The organism is Macrococcoides bohemicum (assembly GCF_016865215.1).
GTDB classification, from domain to species: domain Bacteria; phylum Bacillota; class Bacilli; order Staphylococcales; family Staphylococcaceae; genus Macrococcoides; species Macrococcoides bohemicum.
In genome coordinates, this window is sequence record NZ_CP054482.1 from 1,014,899 (window position 1) to 1,032,272 (window position 17,374).

A 17,374-nucleotide genomic window follows, 5' to 3' on the forward strand; every position below is an offset into this window, starting at 1 on the left:
GGATCACTATGCAGGAAGAAATGAGAGTCGTAAGTCAACAAAGCATCGCAAAAAATATTTATGAAATTGTACTTGAAGGTCAAATTACGAAAGAAATGACAACACCTGGACAGTTTGTTCATATTAGAGTAGGGAATTCTTCTGAGTTTATGCTACGTCGTCCCATTTCTATTTGCGAAGTTGATCAATCTAAACATACATTAACCTGTTTATATCGTGCAGATGGTAAGGGTACTAAAGTATTATCACAATTAAAACAAGGTGATACTGTTGATATTCTGGCACCACTGGGACATGGATTCCCGGTAGACGCAGCAGGAAATACTGCATTACTTATCGGCGGAGGAATAGGTGTTCCTCCTTTATATGAATTATCGAAACAATTGAATGCGCGTGGCGTTAAAACAATTCATATATTAGGTTTCCAATCAAAAGAAGATATATTTTACCTGGAGCAGTTTAGTACTTTAGGTGAAACACATATCGCGACTGTTGATGGTTCTTTTGGTACTCAAGGATTTGTCACTGATGTTATTAAAGCATTACCTAAGACTTATGATACTTTTTATACATGTGGCCCAATCGTGATGATAAAAGCGATAGAAAACGCATTACCGGATACGCCAGGATATGTATCACTTGAAGAACGAATGGGATGCGGTATCGGTGCATGTTATGCTTGTGTATGCAAAGCAGATAATGAAGAAGGTTATGTAAAAATATGTACAGACGGTCCTGTATTTGAGAAAGGAGCGTTAGCCCTATGAGTCGATTAAATGTTAAATTACCAGGATTAGATTTAAAAAATCCGATTATGCCTGCTAGCGGCTGTTTCGCATTCGGAAAAGAATTTGCGAACTTTTATGATTTAAATGAACTAGGTGCCATAATGATAAAAGCTGCTACACCTGAGTTGCGCTTTGGTAATCCAACGCCACGTGTTGCTGAAACTTCAAGCGGTATGATTAATGCGATTGGGTTACAAAATCCTGGTGTTGACCATATTATTGCACATGAATTGAAATGGCTTGAACAATTTGAAACAGCGATTATAGCAAATGTTGCGGGTTCAAAAGAAGAAGATTATGTTGAGGTTGCTGAAAAGATTTCAAAGTCACCAAACGTAAAAGCATTAGAACTGAATATCAGTTGTCCAAATGTCAAAGAGGGTGGTATTCAGTTCGGAACTGACCCAAAAACAGCAGCTGAATTAACACGAAAAGTAAAAGCAGTCTCTCATGTACCCGTATATGTTAAATTATCACCGAACGTTACGAATATCGTAGAGATGGCAGTAGCTGTTGCTGAATATGCTGACGGTATTACTATGATAAATACACTCGTTGGACTTCGTATCAATGAAAAAACAGGTGCACCAATTATTGCAAATGTTGTCGGAGGACTTAGTGGACCTGCAGTTAAACCGGTAGCAATGCGTATGGTTTATGAGGTTCGTAAAGCCTTACCTGATTTCCCAATTATCGCAATGGGTGGCGTTACAGATGCACAGGATGTAATTGACTTTATTTCTGTAGGTGCTGATGCTGTTGCAGTAGGTACAGCAAACTTCCAGAATCCTAATGTTTGTATAGATATCATTAACAGTTTACCTGATTATTTAGATAAACTTGGTGTAAACCATATTCTTGAATTAAAAAATAGAACGCATCAATTACTGGAGGCAAAATAAATGTTTCATAAACCGATTATTGCATTAGATTTTAAAAATATGGATGAAGTAAATGCATTTTTAAAACCATTTGATGAACCGTTATTTGTGAAAGTCGGTATGGAATTATTTATGCAGAATGGTCCGGAAATTGTTAAAGTGATTCGTAGTCAAGGCCATGAAATATTTTTAGACTTAAAACTTTATGATATACCTAATACCGTGCGTCAAGCCATGTTAGGTTTAGGAAAGCTAGATATACAAATGGTGAATGTACATGCAGCAGGCGGAAAAAAGATGATGCAGGAAGCGATGAATGGATTGCGTGATGCAGGAAGTGAAGCGAAATTAATAGCTGTAACGCAATTGACAAGTACATCGGAAGCGGTAATGCAAAATGAACAAGGTATACCGCTAACGATCGATGAATGCATATTAAATTATGCAACATTAACACGTGACGCAGGGCTTGATGGTGTTGTATGTTCTGCTAATGAAAGTAAAATGTTAAGAGATGCTTTAGGTGAAGACTTTTTAAAAGTAACTCCAGGTATCAGAACATTGACTGATGCTGTTGGAGATCAAGTGCGTGTAGCGACACCAGAATTCGCTAAAGAGAATGGTTCAACTCATATTGTAGTTGGTAGATCAATCACTCAAGACGTTAATCCTGTAGAAAAATATTATTCAATAAAGAAAGCGTGGGAAAATCATGTTAAGTAAAAACATAGCGAAATCATTATTAGAAATTGGAGCAGTATCTTTACAACCAAATGATCCATTTACATGGTCATCAGGGATTAAAAGTCCGATTTATTGTGATAACCGTTTAACGATGAGTTACCCTGCAGTTCGCGACGAGATTGCTGAAGGTTTAAAAACTTTAGTTGAGGAACATTTCAGTGATGTCGAAGTTTTAGCGGGAACTGCAACAGCCGGCATTCCACATGCTGCTTTTGTTTCTCAAAAGATGAACTTACCAATGAGCTATGTACGTTCTTCAAGTAAGAAACATGGAAAAGGCAATCAGATTGAAGGGAAAGTTGAACCTGGGCAGAAAGTTGTTGTTGTAGAAGATTTAATTTCTACTGGTGGATCAGCAATAGATGCTGCTGATGCTTTAAAAGCACATGGTGCTGAAGTTTTAGGAATTGTTGCGATATTTAGCTATCAGTTATCTAAAGGTAAAGAACGCTTAGCAGAAAGTGGTTATGAATATTACACATTAAGTGATTTTGATACGTTAATTCAAGTCGCAAAAGAAATGAACAAAATTGAAGCAAGTGATATCGACGGATTAACAGAATGGCGTGACACTTTATAATGTTAAAAAAAACTGTTTAATGTATACTTACATTAAACAGTTTTTTTATGAGGTGACAATATTGGCAGATAAATGGGGACATATTAATAAATTTATAAAGAATCCAACACCTGTGGCTGGAAAAAAAAGAATTGACACTGAAATTAAGGATAACGAAAAATTTTCTAAAAATAAATTGATTGCGCAAGTTAAACGACCTATTAAAGAATTTGATTATCAAATCGACTCTTTCTTTAACTATGTTTATAGAACAGTTGCAATGCCGAATAAAATTATTGATAATCCAAAAAGCAGTAAATATTTTTTCTTTGCAGCACTGAACTTTATCGTCTATTTACTGCTAATATTTGCACTAGGTGCATTTTATTCTACTCAATTTAATGTTGAATCAGGACTAAGAATGACTGTAAGTGGGGCAATTTTCTCCTTAGTTTCAATATTTTTTACATTTCTTATTCAAATGGTAGCATTGAATCGCACGAATAATTTCTATAAAGTATTTGTAGATTCGATCAGTTATTATACTACATATAATCTATTTGTCATATTTGAGCTCATCGCTTTATATTTTTCACCAGAAACAGTGGTGCTTTTTTACATTATTCGTTTCTTAATTATCATGACAATTCCATTTAAGCTTTTTGTAACATATCGTGAAATGAATAATATAAAAATGGATGTTTTTCCGCTGCACATTACTTTTATCATTATTATGGTAATCTATATCTTTATTTCTAAAGATATTGAATGGTTAAATTTCTTTAAATTTGCAATGACAAAATAAAACGAGACTGAATTTTTTCAGTCTCGTTTTATTTTTTATAAGTTTTATTTACCAAATATCTTATTGTTAATTTTTTCAGCAATTGTATCAATATCATCTGTAATCATTGATACATATAATTTTATTTTAGGTTCAGTACCAGAAGGGCGAAGTGCAATCCATCCTTCTTCAAAGTAGAACTTTAATACATTTGCTGGAGGTAATTCTAATCGAGTGATACTTTCAGCTATTGTACTTGTCTGCGCTAAGAAATCTTCAGTTTTAATCACTTTATATCCAGCAATTTCAGCAGGTATATTTTGTCGATTTTCACGCATGATCGTATCAATCTTGCTTTTTCCTTCTTGGCCTTCAAATGTATGTGAGAATAATTTTTCCTGATACTTGCCGTATTTAGCATATATCTCATTCATTGCATCTACAATTGTTTTACCTTCATTTTTTAGTTCGCTCGCATGTTTAATAATCAATGGAACGATTTGTACGGCATCTTTATCACGTACGAAAGGACCAGCCATAAATCCGTAACTTTCTTCATATCCAAAGATATAATTATAATCTTTATTTGCTTCAAAAGAAGCAATTTTTTCTGCGATAAATTTAAATCCAGTCAATACATCAAACATCTTCACATTATTTTGTTCTGCAATGACTTTACCTAATTCACTTGTCACAATAGACTTTACTGCAGCACGATTTTCAGTGTCTTGTGTTGAATGAATTCTATAATTTAGGAGTAATGCGCCAATTTGATTACCATTAAAATAGTGGAATTGTCCATCAACTTGAGCGACAATACCCATTCTATCAGCATCTGGATCCGTCGCAATCAGTAAATCAGCGTTGCTTTTTTTAGCATACTCAATCGCCATATCAAAAGCATCGTGATCTTCCGGGTTTGCAGATTTTACAGAAGAGAAATCTGCATCTGGTACAGCCTGTTCTTTTACGATTTCGTATTTTGTGAAGTTCAGTGCATCTAAAATCTCAGGCACGATTGGAACACTTGTCCCATGTAAACTCGTAAATACAACCTTTAAGTCTGAAGATGGAATACTTTCAACTAAATTTAATACTTCCTGTTTATATGATTCAATGACGCTTGTTTCTACGTATTCAATTAACCCTTTGCTAACTAAAATTTCTTTATCTTCAGATTGTAAATTGAACACATCATCAATCTTATCAATAAAGTCACTTACTTTTGCAGCACCTTCTATTGCTAATTGACCGCCATCTGGTCCATAAATCTTGATACCGTTGTATTCTGGAGGATTGTGACTTGCAGTAATCATCACACCTGCATCTGTTTTAAGGTGTCTTACACAGTAAGAAAGTTCAGGTGTCGTATGATAACGGTCAAACATGAATGTTTTTACGCCATAACTACCAAGTACACATGCAATCACATCACAAAATTCAGGTGAAAAATGACGTGTATCATAAGCGATAACGACAGTAGCATCTTTTTTCACTTCATTTAAATATTTTGCAAGCCCGGTAGCAACTTTTTGAACTGTGTACTTATTTAATCGATTAGGACCTAGGCCGATTTTCCCACGGATACCTGCTGTACCGAATGCAAGTGCACCGACATATCCATCTTCTTTCAATGCTTCAGAAGTGGCTGAATAAACTTCTTGAGTAATTAAACTGTTTTCAATATTTGATTCCCATAATTCACGAACTGACATGTGCTTCCATCTCCTTAGTAATTATCATATATTTATTAAAACAGGTAATGATATCGTTTACAATTAATTTCTATTGGACTTTTCCCTATAAATTCTTTTTTAATACAACATATTCAAAAGGACTGAGATCGTAAAAGTTTTTAATTGCAATGTCCTCATTATAGTTCGAAAGAATGACCATAAATTCACCCATTCTTGGCAAGTTAACGATGTGATGCAATGGTGTTGGATTAAAAAGTAAAATGAGTTCGGATTTTGAATCAAATAATAAAATACCGAGCAAAGGATGTTCCAATTCAAATGGAATAATGCGTTTTTTGATTTTATTGATATTTTTAGTTCTAAAAATGCGATGTTCATTTCTAATTTGAATTGCTCTTTTTATCAGGTTGATATCTTCTTTGTATTTTATGCGTCGGTTCCAGTCAATGCGATTAATGAAGTCACTTAAATTATACGTATTCCCGTGGCCATATTTAGTTCGGTAAAATTCCTGGCCGGCATGGAGAAACGGGGTACCCAGTGATAAAATTGTAAAGACTGTTGCTAACTGATGAATCATATTTTTTTCTTCTAAAGATTTATTACTTGTATAGTTGATGCGATCAAATAATGTATGATTATCATGAACTTCTACATAGTTCACAGTTTGGTTGACGGGTAACTGGCCTTTGTGTCCAATAAATATATTGAACATTCTTTCATAATACCTACCACCACCATTAAAATATCCTCGATCCAACAAATTAAAGTTATTACCTTTTAATGTATCTCTAAAATAATCATTGAAAAAATGTATTTCCGGAAGATTATATGCGTTTTCATGTGTTGTTTTAAGTTCTTTCGGAAGTGCTGTAGCGAGATCCCAACCTTCACCAAGTAAAAATGCATTTGGATTATCACGCATGACAACAGACTTAATTTCCTGCATGGTATCAATATCAATCGTTCCCATTAAATCAAAGCGGAACCCATCAATTTTAAATTCATGGATGTAATATTTAATCGTATCAACAAAGAATTTACGCATCATTAGACGTTCTGTTTTTGTGTCATTACCGACGCCTGTTCCGTTGCTTACTGTACCGTCCTCATGATATCTAAAGTAATATCCCGGCACGAGCTTATCAAAACTTGAATTCGGCATATAGAATACATGATTAAATACGACATCTAATATGACGCCAATACCTTTTTCATGAAATGCTTGGACAACCTGCTTTAATTCCTGAATCCTTTTTGCGGCATTAGCAGGTTGTGTTGAATAACTGCCATCGATTGTCTGAAAGTATTCTGGATCATAGCCCCAGTTATATGCTTTTTCAAATTCTACATCGTCAACTCGCGCAAAATCATTGATGGGTAGTAATTCTACATGCGTAATACCTAAACGAGTCAAGTAATCAAAACCTGTTGATTCACCTGTCGATGTCGTCGTATGGGGTTCAATTAATCCAAGTAATTTACCTTTTTTCTCTGGAGAAACCCCACTATTAGGATGCATCGTAAAATCTCTTACATGTACTTCATAAATAAGAGCATCTTTCTGCATTGTTTCAGGACGTGAAAATTCATAGAAACCATCGAGGTTAGTTTTATTAAAATCGATAACGACAGATTCAGTAGCGTTCAATGTTAATCCTTTTGAGTACGGATCATTTACCTGAATCCATTGGTGGTTAATATATGCATCATAATGATAACTTTGGAGATGGTAATTTCCATATAAAGTGATACGGTGTGTACCATCATTTAATTTTTTCATCGTATGACTCTTATCATTAATATTGAGCTTGATTACTTTTGCAACTGGTGACCACACTGTAAATGTCGTTTTGTTGTCACGAACAATTGCACCAAATTCGTGTTCACGAGCATCAAACATTTGTTCAAAAGTATTCGTTTGGGTAACTTTACCTAATATTACAGGTATTTTTAGTTGTTTGATATGAATAAAATATTTATCTGAAATATCAATAGGTCTATCTGTTTTAAACTTATAGTAAGAATGATTTTCAAAATGATTCGTTTCAATTAAATCGAGATTATGTACAAATTTATTGCTAACAAGCTGGATCGTCTTAAAATAGTTTTGTGGATTTTCGACTAAATCATAATGTAACGTGATAATCTGAAAATCATCAATATATGCTGTGCTCATAACAACCTCCTGATATGATTATTATATCGAGTTTTTCAGTTATTAGTAAATAATATGATATTATTATTAAAATTATGATGACAGATGTATACTAATAATATATAAGCATTTGTGTTATAAATTTTATTATGTTTAACGCCATACAAGTTAACACGAATATAATATTTTTCTTTGAATTAATTTACACTAATTGACGTAATATTTACAAAATTATCATATAATAAAAGATAGAGAATAGAAGCGGTAAAGGGTGAGGGTATGATTACAGATTTAGACAAATATTTATTTCACCAGGGAACACATTATCAATCTTATTCATTTTTAGGTGCGCATTATCATCCGGAGACGAAAGAAACGACGTTTAGTGTCTGGGCACCAAATGCTTTAGATGTTTCAGTTACATTAGATGAAAATAATTGGACAGGAAATCATTTTAATTTAACTAGAGTTGAGGATAGCGGTATTTTTACAGGAACGTTCAAAGTACATGAGAACACCGCTTATAAATACAAGATAACGCCTCAGAATGGAGAACCTTTTTTAAAAGCTGATCCTTATGCATTTTATGCAGAGAAACGACCACATACAGCTTCAATCGTTCGTAACATTGATTATAATTGGCAGGATAAGCAATGGATGAATAAACGTAAGAAATTTAATCATTTATCTTCTCCGATGAATATTTATGAAGTGCATCTCGGAACATGGAAAAAGCATGAAGCAAATCGTACAGCAGAAGATACGATAGATACTTATACCGATAAAACGCACTATTCATATCTCGAAATGGCAGAAAATCTTGTTCCATATTTAGTTGAAATGGGTTATACCCATGTTGAACTGATGCCGATAACCGAACATCCTTTTGACTTAAGCTGGGGATATCAAGTGACAGGATATTATGCGCCGACATCGAGATTCGGGACACCTCAGGATTTTAAGTATTTTATCGATCAATGTCATCAGCATAATATCGGTGTCATTCTTGATTGGGTACCCGCACATTTCTGTAAAGATGAACATGGATTACGTATGTTTGATGGTACACCACTTTTTGAATATCAAGATATGTATCGTGCAGAAAAGCGTAGCTGGGGAACATTGACTTTTGATTTTGGACGTACAGAAGTTCAGAGCTTTTTAATCTCAAATGCTATTTTCTGGTTAACAGAGTATCATGTAGATGGCTTAAGAGTAGATGCAGTGCATAGTATGACAGACCTCAACTTTGAGAACTATGAAGCTCATGAGAAGATTTATAATGATGAAGGAACAAATGAACATAAAGAAGCGGTTGCTTTTATAAAGAAATTAAATGATGAAATTCATAAAGTTGTACCACATGCAATTATGATAGCAGAGGATTCTTCTGATATTACGTCCATTACAACACCTGTTAAAGATGGTGGGTTTGGATTTGATTATAAATGGGATCTCGGATTTATGCATGATACATTAGATTATTTTGAAGTGGCTCCGGAGGACAGACAAAGGTATCATAATCACCTCAATTTCCCGATGATGTATCGATATAATGAACATTATATATTGCCGTTTTCACATGATGAAGTTGTTCATGGGAAATTATCAATGCTTGATAAAATGCCTGGAGACGAATGGAGAAAGTTTGCACAATATAGATTATTATATGGCTATCAATTGACACAACCTGGTAAGAAACTAAACTTTATGGGTAGTGAAATTGGAATGTATGCTGAATGGAAAGATAAAGATCAAGTAGACTGGTTCTTATTGGATTATCCTGTACATAGTGGCTTACATCGTTTCATAAAAGATTTTAATAAATTGTATTTAAGAGAGAAAGCATTATTTGAACAGGATTTTAGTCACGATGGATTTCAATGGATTGATGCAGATGATAATGAACAGCGTTTATTGAGTTATATACGTCGGGCAAAAGATGGTACTGAACTCATCGTACTATTAAATTTCTCACCTGAAGTTTATTATGATTTTAAAGTTGGTGTATCAGAACCAGGAAAATATCGGGAGTTATTTAATTCAGATGCTAAGCAATATGGCGGTTCAAATCAAGTAATATCAAAATATTTATTTAGTAATCCAAACCCTATGCATGGTTTAAATCATTCGATACAAGGGAAAATACCACCATTAGGTTTTGTTATTTATAAGAAAGTTAAGGAGCGAAAAAATTTATCTGAATAAAGGATTTTTTGCAAGAAAACTATAAATAATTTAAGAATAGGGGATTTCAAAATGGCTAAAGAAATTGTTGGTATGTTATTAGCAGGTGGTAAAGGTACAAGGTTAGGTCAATTAACAAAAAATGTGGCAAAACCAGCAGTACCATTTGGGGGGAAATATAGAATCATCGATTTTACCTTAAGTAATTTAACGAACTCAAATATTAATACTGTAGGGGTACTCGTTCAATATGCACCTTTAATGTTAAACCGCCATATTGGTATGGGTAAACCTTGGTCGCTGGATAAACTTGATGGTGGAGTTACAGTCCTTGCACCGTTTGCTGATCAGACTGGTGCTTCATGGTTTGAAGGAACAGCAGATGCAATTACAAAAAATATTCATTTTATTGATCAATATGATCCGGAATATTTATTAATATTATCAGGAGATCATATTTATCAAATGGACTATCAGGCAATGCTTGATCATCATAAAGAAAAGAATGCAGATGCGACGATTTCTGTAATCGAAGTACCTTTTGAAGAAGCAAGTCGATTCGGTATTTTAAATACAGAAGAAGATCTTAAAATTTATGAGTTTGATGAGAAACCGGCAGTTCCTAAAAATAATTTAGCTTCAATGGGAATTTATATCTTTAATTGGAAAGTATTACGTGAATATTTAGTTGAAGATGAAAAAGATACACAGTCTGAACACGATTTCGGGAATGATATTATTCCAAAAATGTTAGCGGATAATAAACTATTATATGCTTATCGTTTTGATGGTTACTGGAAAGATGTTGGTACGATACAGTCATATTGGGAAGCTAATATGGATTTATTAAATGAAGATTTATCTGAATTATTAAATAGTAAGACATGGCCAACATTTTCTCATGAGGCTAATTTACCTCCTCAATTTATTGGTAGTGAAGCGAATATAACTGATTCATTAATTTGTCCTGGGTCATTTATCTTTGGTCACGTTGAACACTCAGTTTTATTTAGTGAAGTAACTGTTGGTAATGGTACTTTCATTAAAGACTCTATTATTCACCCTAAAACAGTAATCGGTGAAAACTGTAAAATTGATAAGGCGATTATCATGCATAAAATAAATATTCCTGATGGCACTGTAATAGATGGTAATAATAGTGAAGAACCAATTGTAGTTGGACCAGATAATTTAAGCGAGTTCACAGGAGGTAGTAAATAATGAGATCATTAATGGGTTTAATTAATATTGAAAATGAACATGATTTTTTAGAAGAATTAACTTATTTTAGAAATGGTGCAAGCGTTCCATTTGCAGGACGTTATCGTCTTGTTGATTTTAGTTTATCTAATATGGTAAATAGCGGTACAAATGAAGTTGCTCTATTTGTTAATCAGAAATATCGTTCATTAATGGACCATCTGGAAAATGGTGATAACTTTGGATTAGATGATAGACTATCTCGTTTATTCGTTTTACCTCCTGATTGGCATGACCCGACAGATATTTCTCGTGGTGACTTGCGTCATTTCCATAACAACCGTGATTTCTTTACAAGATCAAAAGCAACAGATGTTATTATTTCAGGGTCACAGTTTATTGTCAATACTGATTTTAAAGAAGCTTTTAAACATCATATTGAAAGTGATGCTGATATTACACTGATTACAGAACAAAAAGAGCACTTGGAAGAAATGCATCAACCATTGTTACGCGTCAATACAGAAGGTAAACGTGTAACATTTTTAAATCACGACCAGGAAAATCACCATATTTTCACTGGTACTTATATAGTGAAGAAAGATAAATTGTTTGAAATTATGGATTTCTGTATTCAAAACTATAAAGATAGTTTCTTTGTTCAAGGTATTCAGGAACGTATGCATGAATTAAATATTATATTTTTTGATATTGAAGAGACAACGATGTATATCAATTCTTTAAAAGCATTTTACAAGTGTAATCTTGATATTTTAGATCCTGATAAGTATAAGAAAATATTTATGAAGGAAAATCGTATCAAAACTAAGACTTCTAATCAACCCCCTACAAAGTATAAAGATGGATGTATCGTTAAAAATTCAACTGTTGCTAATGGATGTGTAATTGAAGGCCATATTGAAAATAGTATCTTATATCGTGGTGTAAAAGTTGAAAAGGGCGCAGTGATTAAAAATTCAATTATTATGACGAATTGCTGTATTCATAAAGATGCTTACATTGAAAATGTAATACTTGATAAGGATGTTACGGTTAATGAACATCAAAAGTTAATTGGATCAACAGATAAACCATTTGTAGTTGCCAAACGACAAACAATTTAACAGAAAGTTGGAAGATAATAATGAAAAAAGTATTGTTTGTGGCTTCAGAATGTACACCATTCTTTAAATCTGGAGGACTTGCCGATGTTATCGGTAGTCTTCCAAAATATTTAAATCAAACGAATCAATGTGAAGTTCGTGTCATTTTACCGATGTATGCAAGCTTGAAAAAAGAGTATCGAGATATGCTTGAAGAAGAAATGGTTTACCAGACACCAGTTGGGTGGCGTTTTCAATATACACGTATCTTATCTTTAGAATTAGAAGGTATTAAGTATTACTTTGTTGATAATTTACAGTATTTCGGTCGCGATGGTATGTATGGATACGAAGATGACAGTGAAAGATTTGTATTCTTTTCAAATGCAGTAATAGAATTTATCTATCGCAGTGATTATAAACCTGATGTATTACACGGACATGACTGGCAAGCAGGTGCAGCTGTAGCAATATGTAACATTAAACGACCAGTAGAAGGTATTAAGACTGTCTTTACTATTCATAATATTAAATATCAAGGTCTACTGATGTACGATGCTTTTGAAGATGTGTTTAACTTAGATAGAACACATTTTTCAGGTTTTGAATGGGACGGTATGTTAAATTTACTTAAAGCTGGTATCTTTCATGCAGATAAGATTACAACAGTTTCTCCAAGCTATGCGGATGAAATAAAGACACCTTATTACGGAGAAGGTTTAGAAGATCTGCTGAATATGCGTCACCATGATTTAATAGGTATTGTGAATGGCATTGATGTTGATGATTATCATTCAATGAAAGATCCTTCAATACCCGTTAATTTCAAAAGTTCAATTCCTAAAAAACAAGAGAATAAGAAAATTTTACAAGAGAAAATTAATTTACCAGTCAATAAGGATATCCCTATGTACGCGATTATTACAAGAATGGTTGAACAAAAGGGACTCGATCTTGTCATGCGTATATTAGAAGAATTTGTTCAGCAAGATGTTCAAATCGTTATTTTAGGTAATGGTGATTATCGATATGAACATTATTTCCATTATTTAAGCGATAAGTATCCTGATAAAGTGAGTTTACATCTTGGGTTTAATGAAGCATTTTCAAGAGAAATATATGCTGCAAGTGATTTCTTTATTATGCCATCATTATTCGAGCCGTGTGGTTTAAGTCAGTTGATAGCACTTCAGTATAAATCAATTCCAATTGTTAGAGAAACAGGTGGATTAAAAGATACTGTTATGCCATTTAATTATGTGACACATGAGGGTACTGGTTTAAGTTTCGCTAATTATAATGCACATGAATTACTGGACCGCTTATATGCTTCATTAGCAATTTATAGCAACAAAGAAGAATATAAATCATTAATTAAGAATATTGCCAAAGTAAATCATAGCTGGGATGCATCAGCTCAAAAATATCTAGAAATCTATTAAGGAGACTTCAATGAAAACTTATTCAAAAACAGAATTCCGTGAACGCCTGGAGATGAAATTAACGAACAAAAGAAATACAACATTAGAAGAAACGACAGATACGGATTTATTCTATGCAATTTGTTCAATCTTAAAAGATGAAATCAACCAAGCGAGTGTTGAAACGAAAAAAACTAATATAGATAGAAAAAAACGTCAAATCAACTATTTATCTATGGAATTTTTAATTGGTCGTTTAATTGAAAGTAACTTATTAAATGCAGGATTGTTAGATGTTTGTAACGAAGTTTTAACTGAATTAGGAAGAGACCCTAAAAAAGTATATAGTGAAGAAAATGATGCTGGACTTGGTAATGGGGGATTAGGACGACTTGCAGCCTGTTTCTTAGATTCTATCGCGAGTCTTGGATATTTAGGTAATGGTTTTGGAATTCGTTATCGTTATGGGTTATTTGAACAACGAATTGTCAATGGTACGCAAATTGAATTACCAGATAACTGGTTACAAGAAGTTTATCCATGGGAAACACGTAAAATAGATGAAGCGATGCATGTGAACTTCGGTGGTGAAGTATCAAGTGAAGTCGATGAGCATGGTAATTTTAAATTTACGTATCACAATCAGGAAACAGTATTAGCAGTGCCATATGACGTTGGTGTAGTGGGATATGACAATGACGTTGTGAACCAGTTAAGATTGTGGAGCGCTGAATTACCATCAGACGTTATTGATCATGGCAACTATAAGAACAGATTAGAACATATGCAGAATGTAGAACGAATCTCAGGATTCTTATATCCGGATGATTCGACTGAAGAAGGTCGTTTCCTACGTCTAAAACAACAGTATTTCTTAGTGTCATCAACGATTCAGACATTAATTAAGCAATTCAAAGAAAAATATAATTTACCTGTGACGCAGTTCCATGAATATCACTGTATTCAAATTAATGATACGCATCCTACTTTCGGTATTCCTGAATTAATGCGTATTTTAATGGATGAAGAAGGTTTAGGATGGAATGAAGCCTGGTCGATTGTTACTAAGACATTTGCCTATACCAACCATACAATCATGCAGGAAGCATTAGAAAAATGGCCAGTAAGTCAAGTTCAAAAGGTAAATCCAAGAATCTTTATGATTATTAATGAAATTAATGAAAGATTCTGCCGTGAAGTATATGAGAAACATCCAGAAATGCGCGACAAAATAGCTGATTTAGCAGTGATTAGTAATAATGTCGTGCATATGAGTAAATTAGCAATCGTTGGCTCATTCTCGGTAAACGGAGTTGCAGCACTTCACTCTGAAATTATTAAAGATCATACATTTAATGATTTCTATAGGATACAACCTGAAAAATTCAACAACAAAACAAATGGGATTACACACCGTCGTTGGTTGATGACAGCTAACCCTGGTTTAACCCATTTAATCAATGATGCAATTGGTGATGTGTGGCATAAATCACCACAAGAATTAACACAGCTAATGCGTTATTATAACGACGAATCATTCTTAAATCATCTTGCAGATGTTAAGCTTGAGAATAAACGTGTACTTAAAGAAGTTATTTATAAAAAAACAGGTATTGAAGTAGATGAAAATTCAGTATTTGATGTACAGGTAAAAAGATTACATGAATACAAACGTCAATTATTAAATATTTTACACATTATATATCTTTACAATGAAATTAAGCGCAAACCATCTACAAGAATTCAGCCTAGAACATTTATATTTGGTGCTAAAGCTGCACCAAGTTATCATATTGCTAAAGAAATTATTAAATTAATTCATGCAGTAGGAAATGTTGTGAATAATGATAAAGATGTAGACAATAGAATTAAAGTAGTATTTTTAGAGAACTATAATGTAACACTTGCAGAAGATATTATGCCGGCTGCTGAAATCTCTGAGCAAATATCTACAGCATCTATGGAAGCATCTGGAACTGGGAATATGAAGATGATGATGAATGGAGCTGTGACACTTGGAACAATGGATGGTGCGAACGTTGAAATCGCTGAATTAGTAGGTAAGGAAAATATCTTTATCTTTGGATTAAGTTCAGAAGAAGTAATTAACTACCAGAACAATGGTGGTTATCAGGCGGAAGCTATCTATCAAACAGATGGACGTGTTAAAGGTGCGATGGATGCACTTAAAAATGAACAGTTTGGTCGTGACTTTGCATTTAACAATCTATATTATCATGTGCTTACAAACAATGATCCATATTTCCTATTAAAAGATTTTAATGCTTATGTAGATATTCACTTAACTGCGATGGCAACATATCAGGATAAGAAGAAATGGAATCAAATGAGCTTGATGAATATCCTGAAATCAGGACAATTCTCAAGTGATAGAACAATCCAGCAATATGCAACGGATATCTGGAAATTAGTATAGTAAGATTTTGACCAATCCCGAGTGAAGGATTGGTCTTTTTTCATTTGCTGGCAGAGATTTAACGGAATCGATGGTAGAAAGAGAAAGATACCGCAAAAGAAAGTGAGTAATAGTGGAATCTCTAACTAAAAATAAACAATATCGCTATTTCTTTCGCTATAAATCTTTTCTCCGATAATATATAATATAAATAAATGGAAGGAGTGGATAAAATGACTAAACATATCATGAGTGTAAATGCATCGATGTCTTTATATCGATCAACTTTAGTACCAGGTACATTAAATTTATATGATGACGTTATAACTTTTGAAGCACAGGGCCCTTTGTCAGGAACTGAAGTAAAAGATACTTTTTTATTAGATGAAATTAAGAGTATCAAAAGCGGCATCTCAACAGTTCCATTCCGTATCGCGATAATGGAAAAAAACGGTGAATCGTGGCTGTTTGATCAAGTGAATCGAAAAGAAGCAAAAGCATTTGTAGAAGCATATAAAACAACCGTCAAATAGTCTAAGTCGGATTAATTCTAACTGAAGAACCTAACGGCATTTTGTAATTAAGATAATTATTGTTATAATGAATATAAATATAATACTTATACACTAGGGGTGCACAATTTGTGCTGAGAGGTTAATTCCGACCCTTTGAACCTGTTGGTTAATGCTAGCGTAGGGAAGTGGGAAGATACCTATACCTTATGTGTATAGGTATATTTTTTAGGAGGAATAGAATGTTTACGGAACGTATTTGGCAACGTGTTGAACCTATTTGGAGTTCTTATCTTGATCATCCTTTTGTGAAAGGATTAGCGGATGGTACACTTTCAAAAGAAAAATTTCAGCATTGGTTGAAACAAGATTATGTATATTTAATTGAATATGCAAAATTAATGGCGATTGGAAGTGCTAAATCTAGAGATTTATCTACGATGAGTACATTCGCACATTTATTGCATGGCACTTTATTTATGGAGATGGATTTACATCGTAAATATGCAGCATCTTTTGACATATCTACTGATGAACTTGAATCGACTGATTCAGCTGCTACAAACACTGCTTATACGAGTTATATGTTGAATCATGCACAACGTGGAGGTGCTGAGCATGTCGTTGCATGTTTACTCGCATGTGCATGGAGTTACAATTATATCGGTAAATCATTAGCACAAATGCCTGGTGCACGCGATGAAAGTAATCTTTATCACGACTGGGTTGCAACATACTCTGGTGAAGAATTTACTGAATTAACGAATGAAGCAATCAGATTAATGGATGCGTTGACTGAAGGTAAACCGGAAACGGAATTAGCAGAATTAGAAGAAATTATCGTTAAGACAAGTTATTATGAATATATGTTCTGGGATATGTGTGAAAATCTTGAAACATGGCCAATCCCACAAAAATAAACCT

The 17,374-nt window shown here is 33.5% G+C and carries 14 protein-coding genes and 1 riboswitch; of the genes, 12 read left to right on the forward strand and 2 right to left on the reverse strand.

What is annotated here, in order from left to right:
- Positions 1 to 2 precede the first annotated feature (2 nt).
- The 5 genes from HT586_RS05260 to HT586_RS05280 all read left to right on the forward strand — a co-directional run bounded on the left by HT586_RS05260 (position 3) and on the right by HT586_RS05280 (position 3,777).
- Positions 3 to 767, forward strand: a complete 765-nt coding sequence (locus HT586_RS05260; protein ID WP_165958599.1) for a dihydroorotate dehydrogenase electron transfer subunit — start codon at positions 3 to 5, stop codon at positions 765 to 767.
- Positions 764 to 1,690: a dihydroorotate dehydrogenase gene (locus HT586_RS05265; RefSeq protein WP_096076829.1), complete on the forward strand. Its 927-nt coding sequence runs from the start codon at positions 764 to 766 to the stop codon at positions 1,688 to 1,690. The genes HT586_RS05260 and HT586_RS05265 overlap by 4 nt, the downstream gene beginning before the upstream one ends.
- A complete protein-coding gene (gene pyrF / locus HT586_RS05270; RefSeq protein WP_096076828.1) occupies positions 1,691 to 2,392 on the forward strand; it encodes an orotidine-5'-phosphate decarboxylase in 702 nt (233 codons plus the stop codon).
- Positions 2,382 to 2,993, forward strand: coding sequence for an orotate phosphoribosyltransferase (gene pyrE, locus HT586_RS05275; protein WP_096076827.1), 612 nt, complete (start codon positions 2,382 to 2,384; stop codon positions 2,991 to 2,993). The genes pyrF and pyrE overlap by 11 nt, the downstream gene beginning before the upstream one ends.
- A 61-nt stretch (positions 2,994 to 3,054) precedes the next feature.
- Positions 3,055 to 3,777 (forward strand): hypothetical protein, encoded by a 723-nt coding sequence (locus HT586_RS05280; protein WP_096076826.1) that lies wholly within the window; start codon positions 3,055 to 3,057, stop codon positions 3,775 to 3,777.
- A gap of 44 nt (positions 3,778 to 3,821) precedes the next feature.
- On the opposite strand, the gene HT586_RS05285 is transcribed toward HT586_RS05280, so the two are convergent.
- Both HT586_RS05285 and pulA read right to left on the reverse strand, forming a co-directional pair.
- The gene (locus HT586_RS05285; RefSeq protein WP_203546439.1) at positions 3,822 to 5,471 is read right to left on the reverse strand and encodes a phospho-sugar mutase; all 1,650 of its coding nucleotides are present in this window, start codon (positions 5,469 to 5,471) and stop codon (positions 3,822 to 3,824) included.
- Between the two features lie 85 nt (positions 5,472 to 5,556).
- Entirely contained in the window at positions 5,557 to 7,632 is a 2,076-nt protein-coding gene (pulA, locus tag HT586_RS05290) for a type I pullulanase (protein ID WP_203546440.1), read from the reverse strand.
- Between the two features lie 258 nt (positions 7,633 to 7,890).
- On the opposite strand from pulA, the gene glgB reads away from it, so the two are divergent.
- From glgB to tenA, 7 genes are all read left to right on the forward strand, one after another.
- Positions 7,891 to 9,819 (forward strand): 1,4-alpha-glucan branching protein GlgB, encoded by a 1,929-nt coding sequence (gene glgB, locus HT586_RS05295; RefSeq protein WP_203546441.1) that lies wholly within the window; start codon positions 7,891 to 7,893, stop codon positions 9,817 to 9,819.
- Positions 9,820 to 9,870: 51 nt separating this feature from the next.
- Positions 9,871 to 11,019 (forward strand): glucose-1-phosphate adenylyltransferase, encoded by a 1,149-nt coding sequence (locus HT586_RS05300; RefSeq protein WP_096076822.1) that lies wholly within the window; start codon positions 9,871 to 9,873, stop codon positions 11,017 to 11,019.
- Positions 11,019 to 12,122, forward strand: coding sequence for a glucose-1-phosphate adenylyltransferase subunit GlgD (glgD, locus tag HT586_RS05305; protein ID WP_203546442.1), 1,104 nt, complete (start codon positions 11,019 to 11,021; stop codon positions 12,120 to 12,122). Before HT586_RS05300 ends, glgD begins: the two co-directional genes overlap by 1 nt.
- A 20-nt stretch (positions 12,123 to 12,142) precedes the next feature.
- The gene (locus HT586_RS05310) at positions 12,143 to 13,543 is read left to right on the forward strand and encodes a glycogen synthase (protein WP_203546443.1); all 1,401 of its coding nucleotides are present in this window, start codon (positions 12,143 to 12,145) and stop codon (positions 13,541 to 13,543) included.
- 10 nt (positions 13,544 to 13,553) lie between these two features.
- Positions 13,554 to 15,959 carry a glycogen/starch/alpha-glucan phosphorylase gene (locus HT586_RS05315; protein WP_203546444.1) on the forward strand — a complete coding sequence of 802 codons (2,406 nt, stop codon included), beginning with the start codon at positions 13,554 to 13,556 and terminating at the stop codon, positions 15,957 to 15,959.
- 212 nt (positions 15,960 to 16,171) lie between these two features.
- Entirely contained in the window at positions 16,172 to 16,471 is a 300-nt protein-coding gene (locus HT586_RS05320) for a hypothetical protein (protein WP_238999329.1), read from the forward strand.
- 85 nt (positions 16,472 to 16,556) lie between these two features.
- Positions 16,557 to 16,654, forward strand: a riboswitch (TPP riboswitch).
- 38 nt (positions 16,655 to 16,692) lie between these two features.
- On the forward strand, positions 16,693 to 17,370 hold the full coding sequence (gene tenA, locus HT586_RS05325) for a thiaminase II (protein WP_203546446.1): 678 nt from the start codon (positions 16,693 to 16,695) through the stop codon (positions 17,368 to 17,370).
- Positions 17,371 to 17,374 lie beyond the last annotated feature (4 nt).

What these genes read in the sequence shown, in the direction of transcription:
- HT586_RS05265 (WP_096076829.1), top strand. Translation starts at nt 764, where the DNA reads ATGAGTCGATTAAATGTTAAATTACCAGGATTAGATTTAAAAAATCCG.
- HT586_RS05315 (WP_203546444.1), top strand. Translation starts at nt 13,554, where the DNA reads ATGAAAACTTATTCAAAAACAGAATTCCGTGAACGCCTGGAGATGAAA.
- pyrE (WP_096076827.1), top strand. Translation starts at nt 2,382, where the DNA reads ATGTTAAGTAAAAACATAGCGAAATCATTATTAGAAATTGGAGCAGTA.
- HT586_RS05310 (WP_203546443.1), top strand. Translation starts at nt 12,143, where the DNA reads ATGAAAAAAGTATTGTTTGTGGCTTCAGAATGTACACCATTCTTTAAA.
- HT586_RS05320 (WP_238999329.1), top strand. Translation starts at nt 16,172, where the DNA reads ATGACTAAACATATCATGAGTGTAAATGCATCGATGTCTTTATATCGA.
- HT586_RS05300 (WP_096076822.1), top strand. Translation starts at nt 9,871, where the DNA reads ATGGCTAAAGAAATTGTTGGTATGTTATTAGCAGGTGGTAAAGGTACA.
- HT586_RS05285 (WP_203546439.1), bottom strand. Translation starts at nt 5,471, where the DNA reads ATGTCAGTTCGTGAATTATGGGAATCAAATATTGAAAACAGTTTAATT.
- glgD (WP_203546442.1), top strand. Translation starts at nt 11,019, where the DNA reads ATGAGATCATTAATGGGTTTAATTAATATTGAAAATGAACATGATTTT.
- pulA (WP_203546440.1), bottom strand. Translation starts at nt 7,632, where the DNA reads ATGAGCACAGCATATATTGATGATTTTCAGATTATCACGTTACATTAT.
- pyrF (WP_096076828.1), top strand. Translation starts at nt 1,691, where the DNA reads ATGTTTCATAAACCGATTATTGCATTAGATTTTAAAAATATGGATGAA.
- glgB (WP_203546441.1), top strand. Translation starts at nt 7,891, where the DNA reads ATGATTACAGATTTAGACAAATATTTATTTCACCAGGGAACACATTAT.
- tenA (WP_203546446.1), top strand. Translation starts at nt 16,693, where the DNA reads ATGTTTACGGAACGTATTTGGCAACGTGTTGAACCTATTTGGAGTTCT.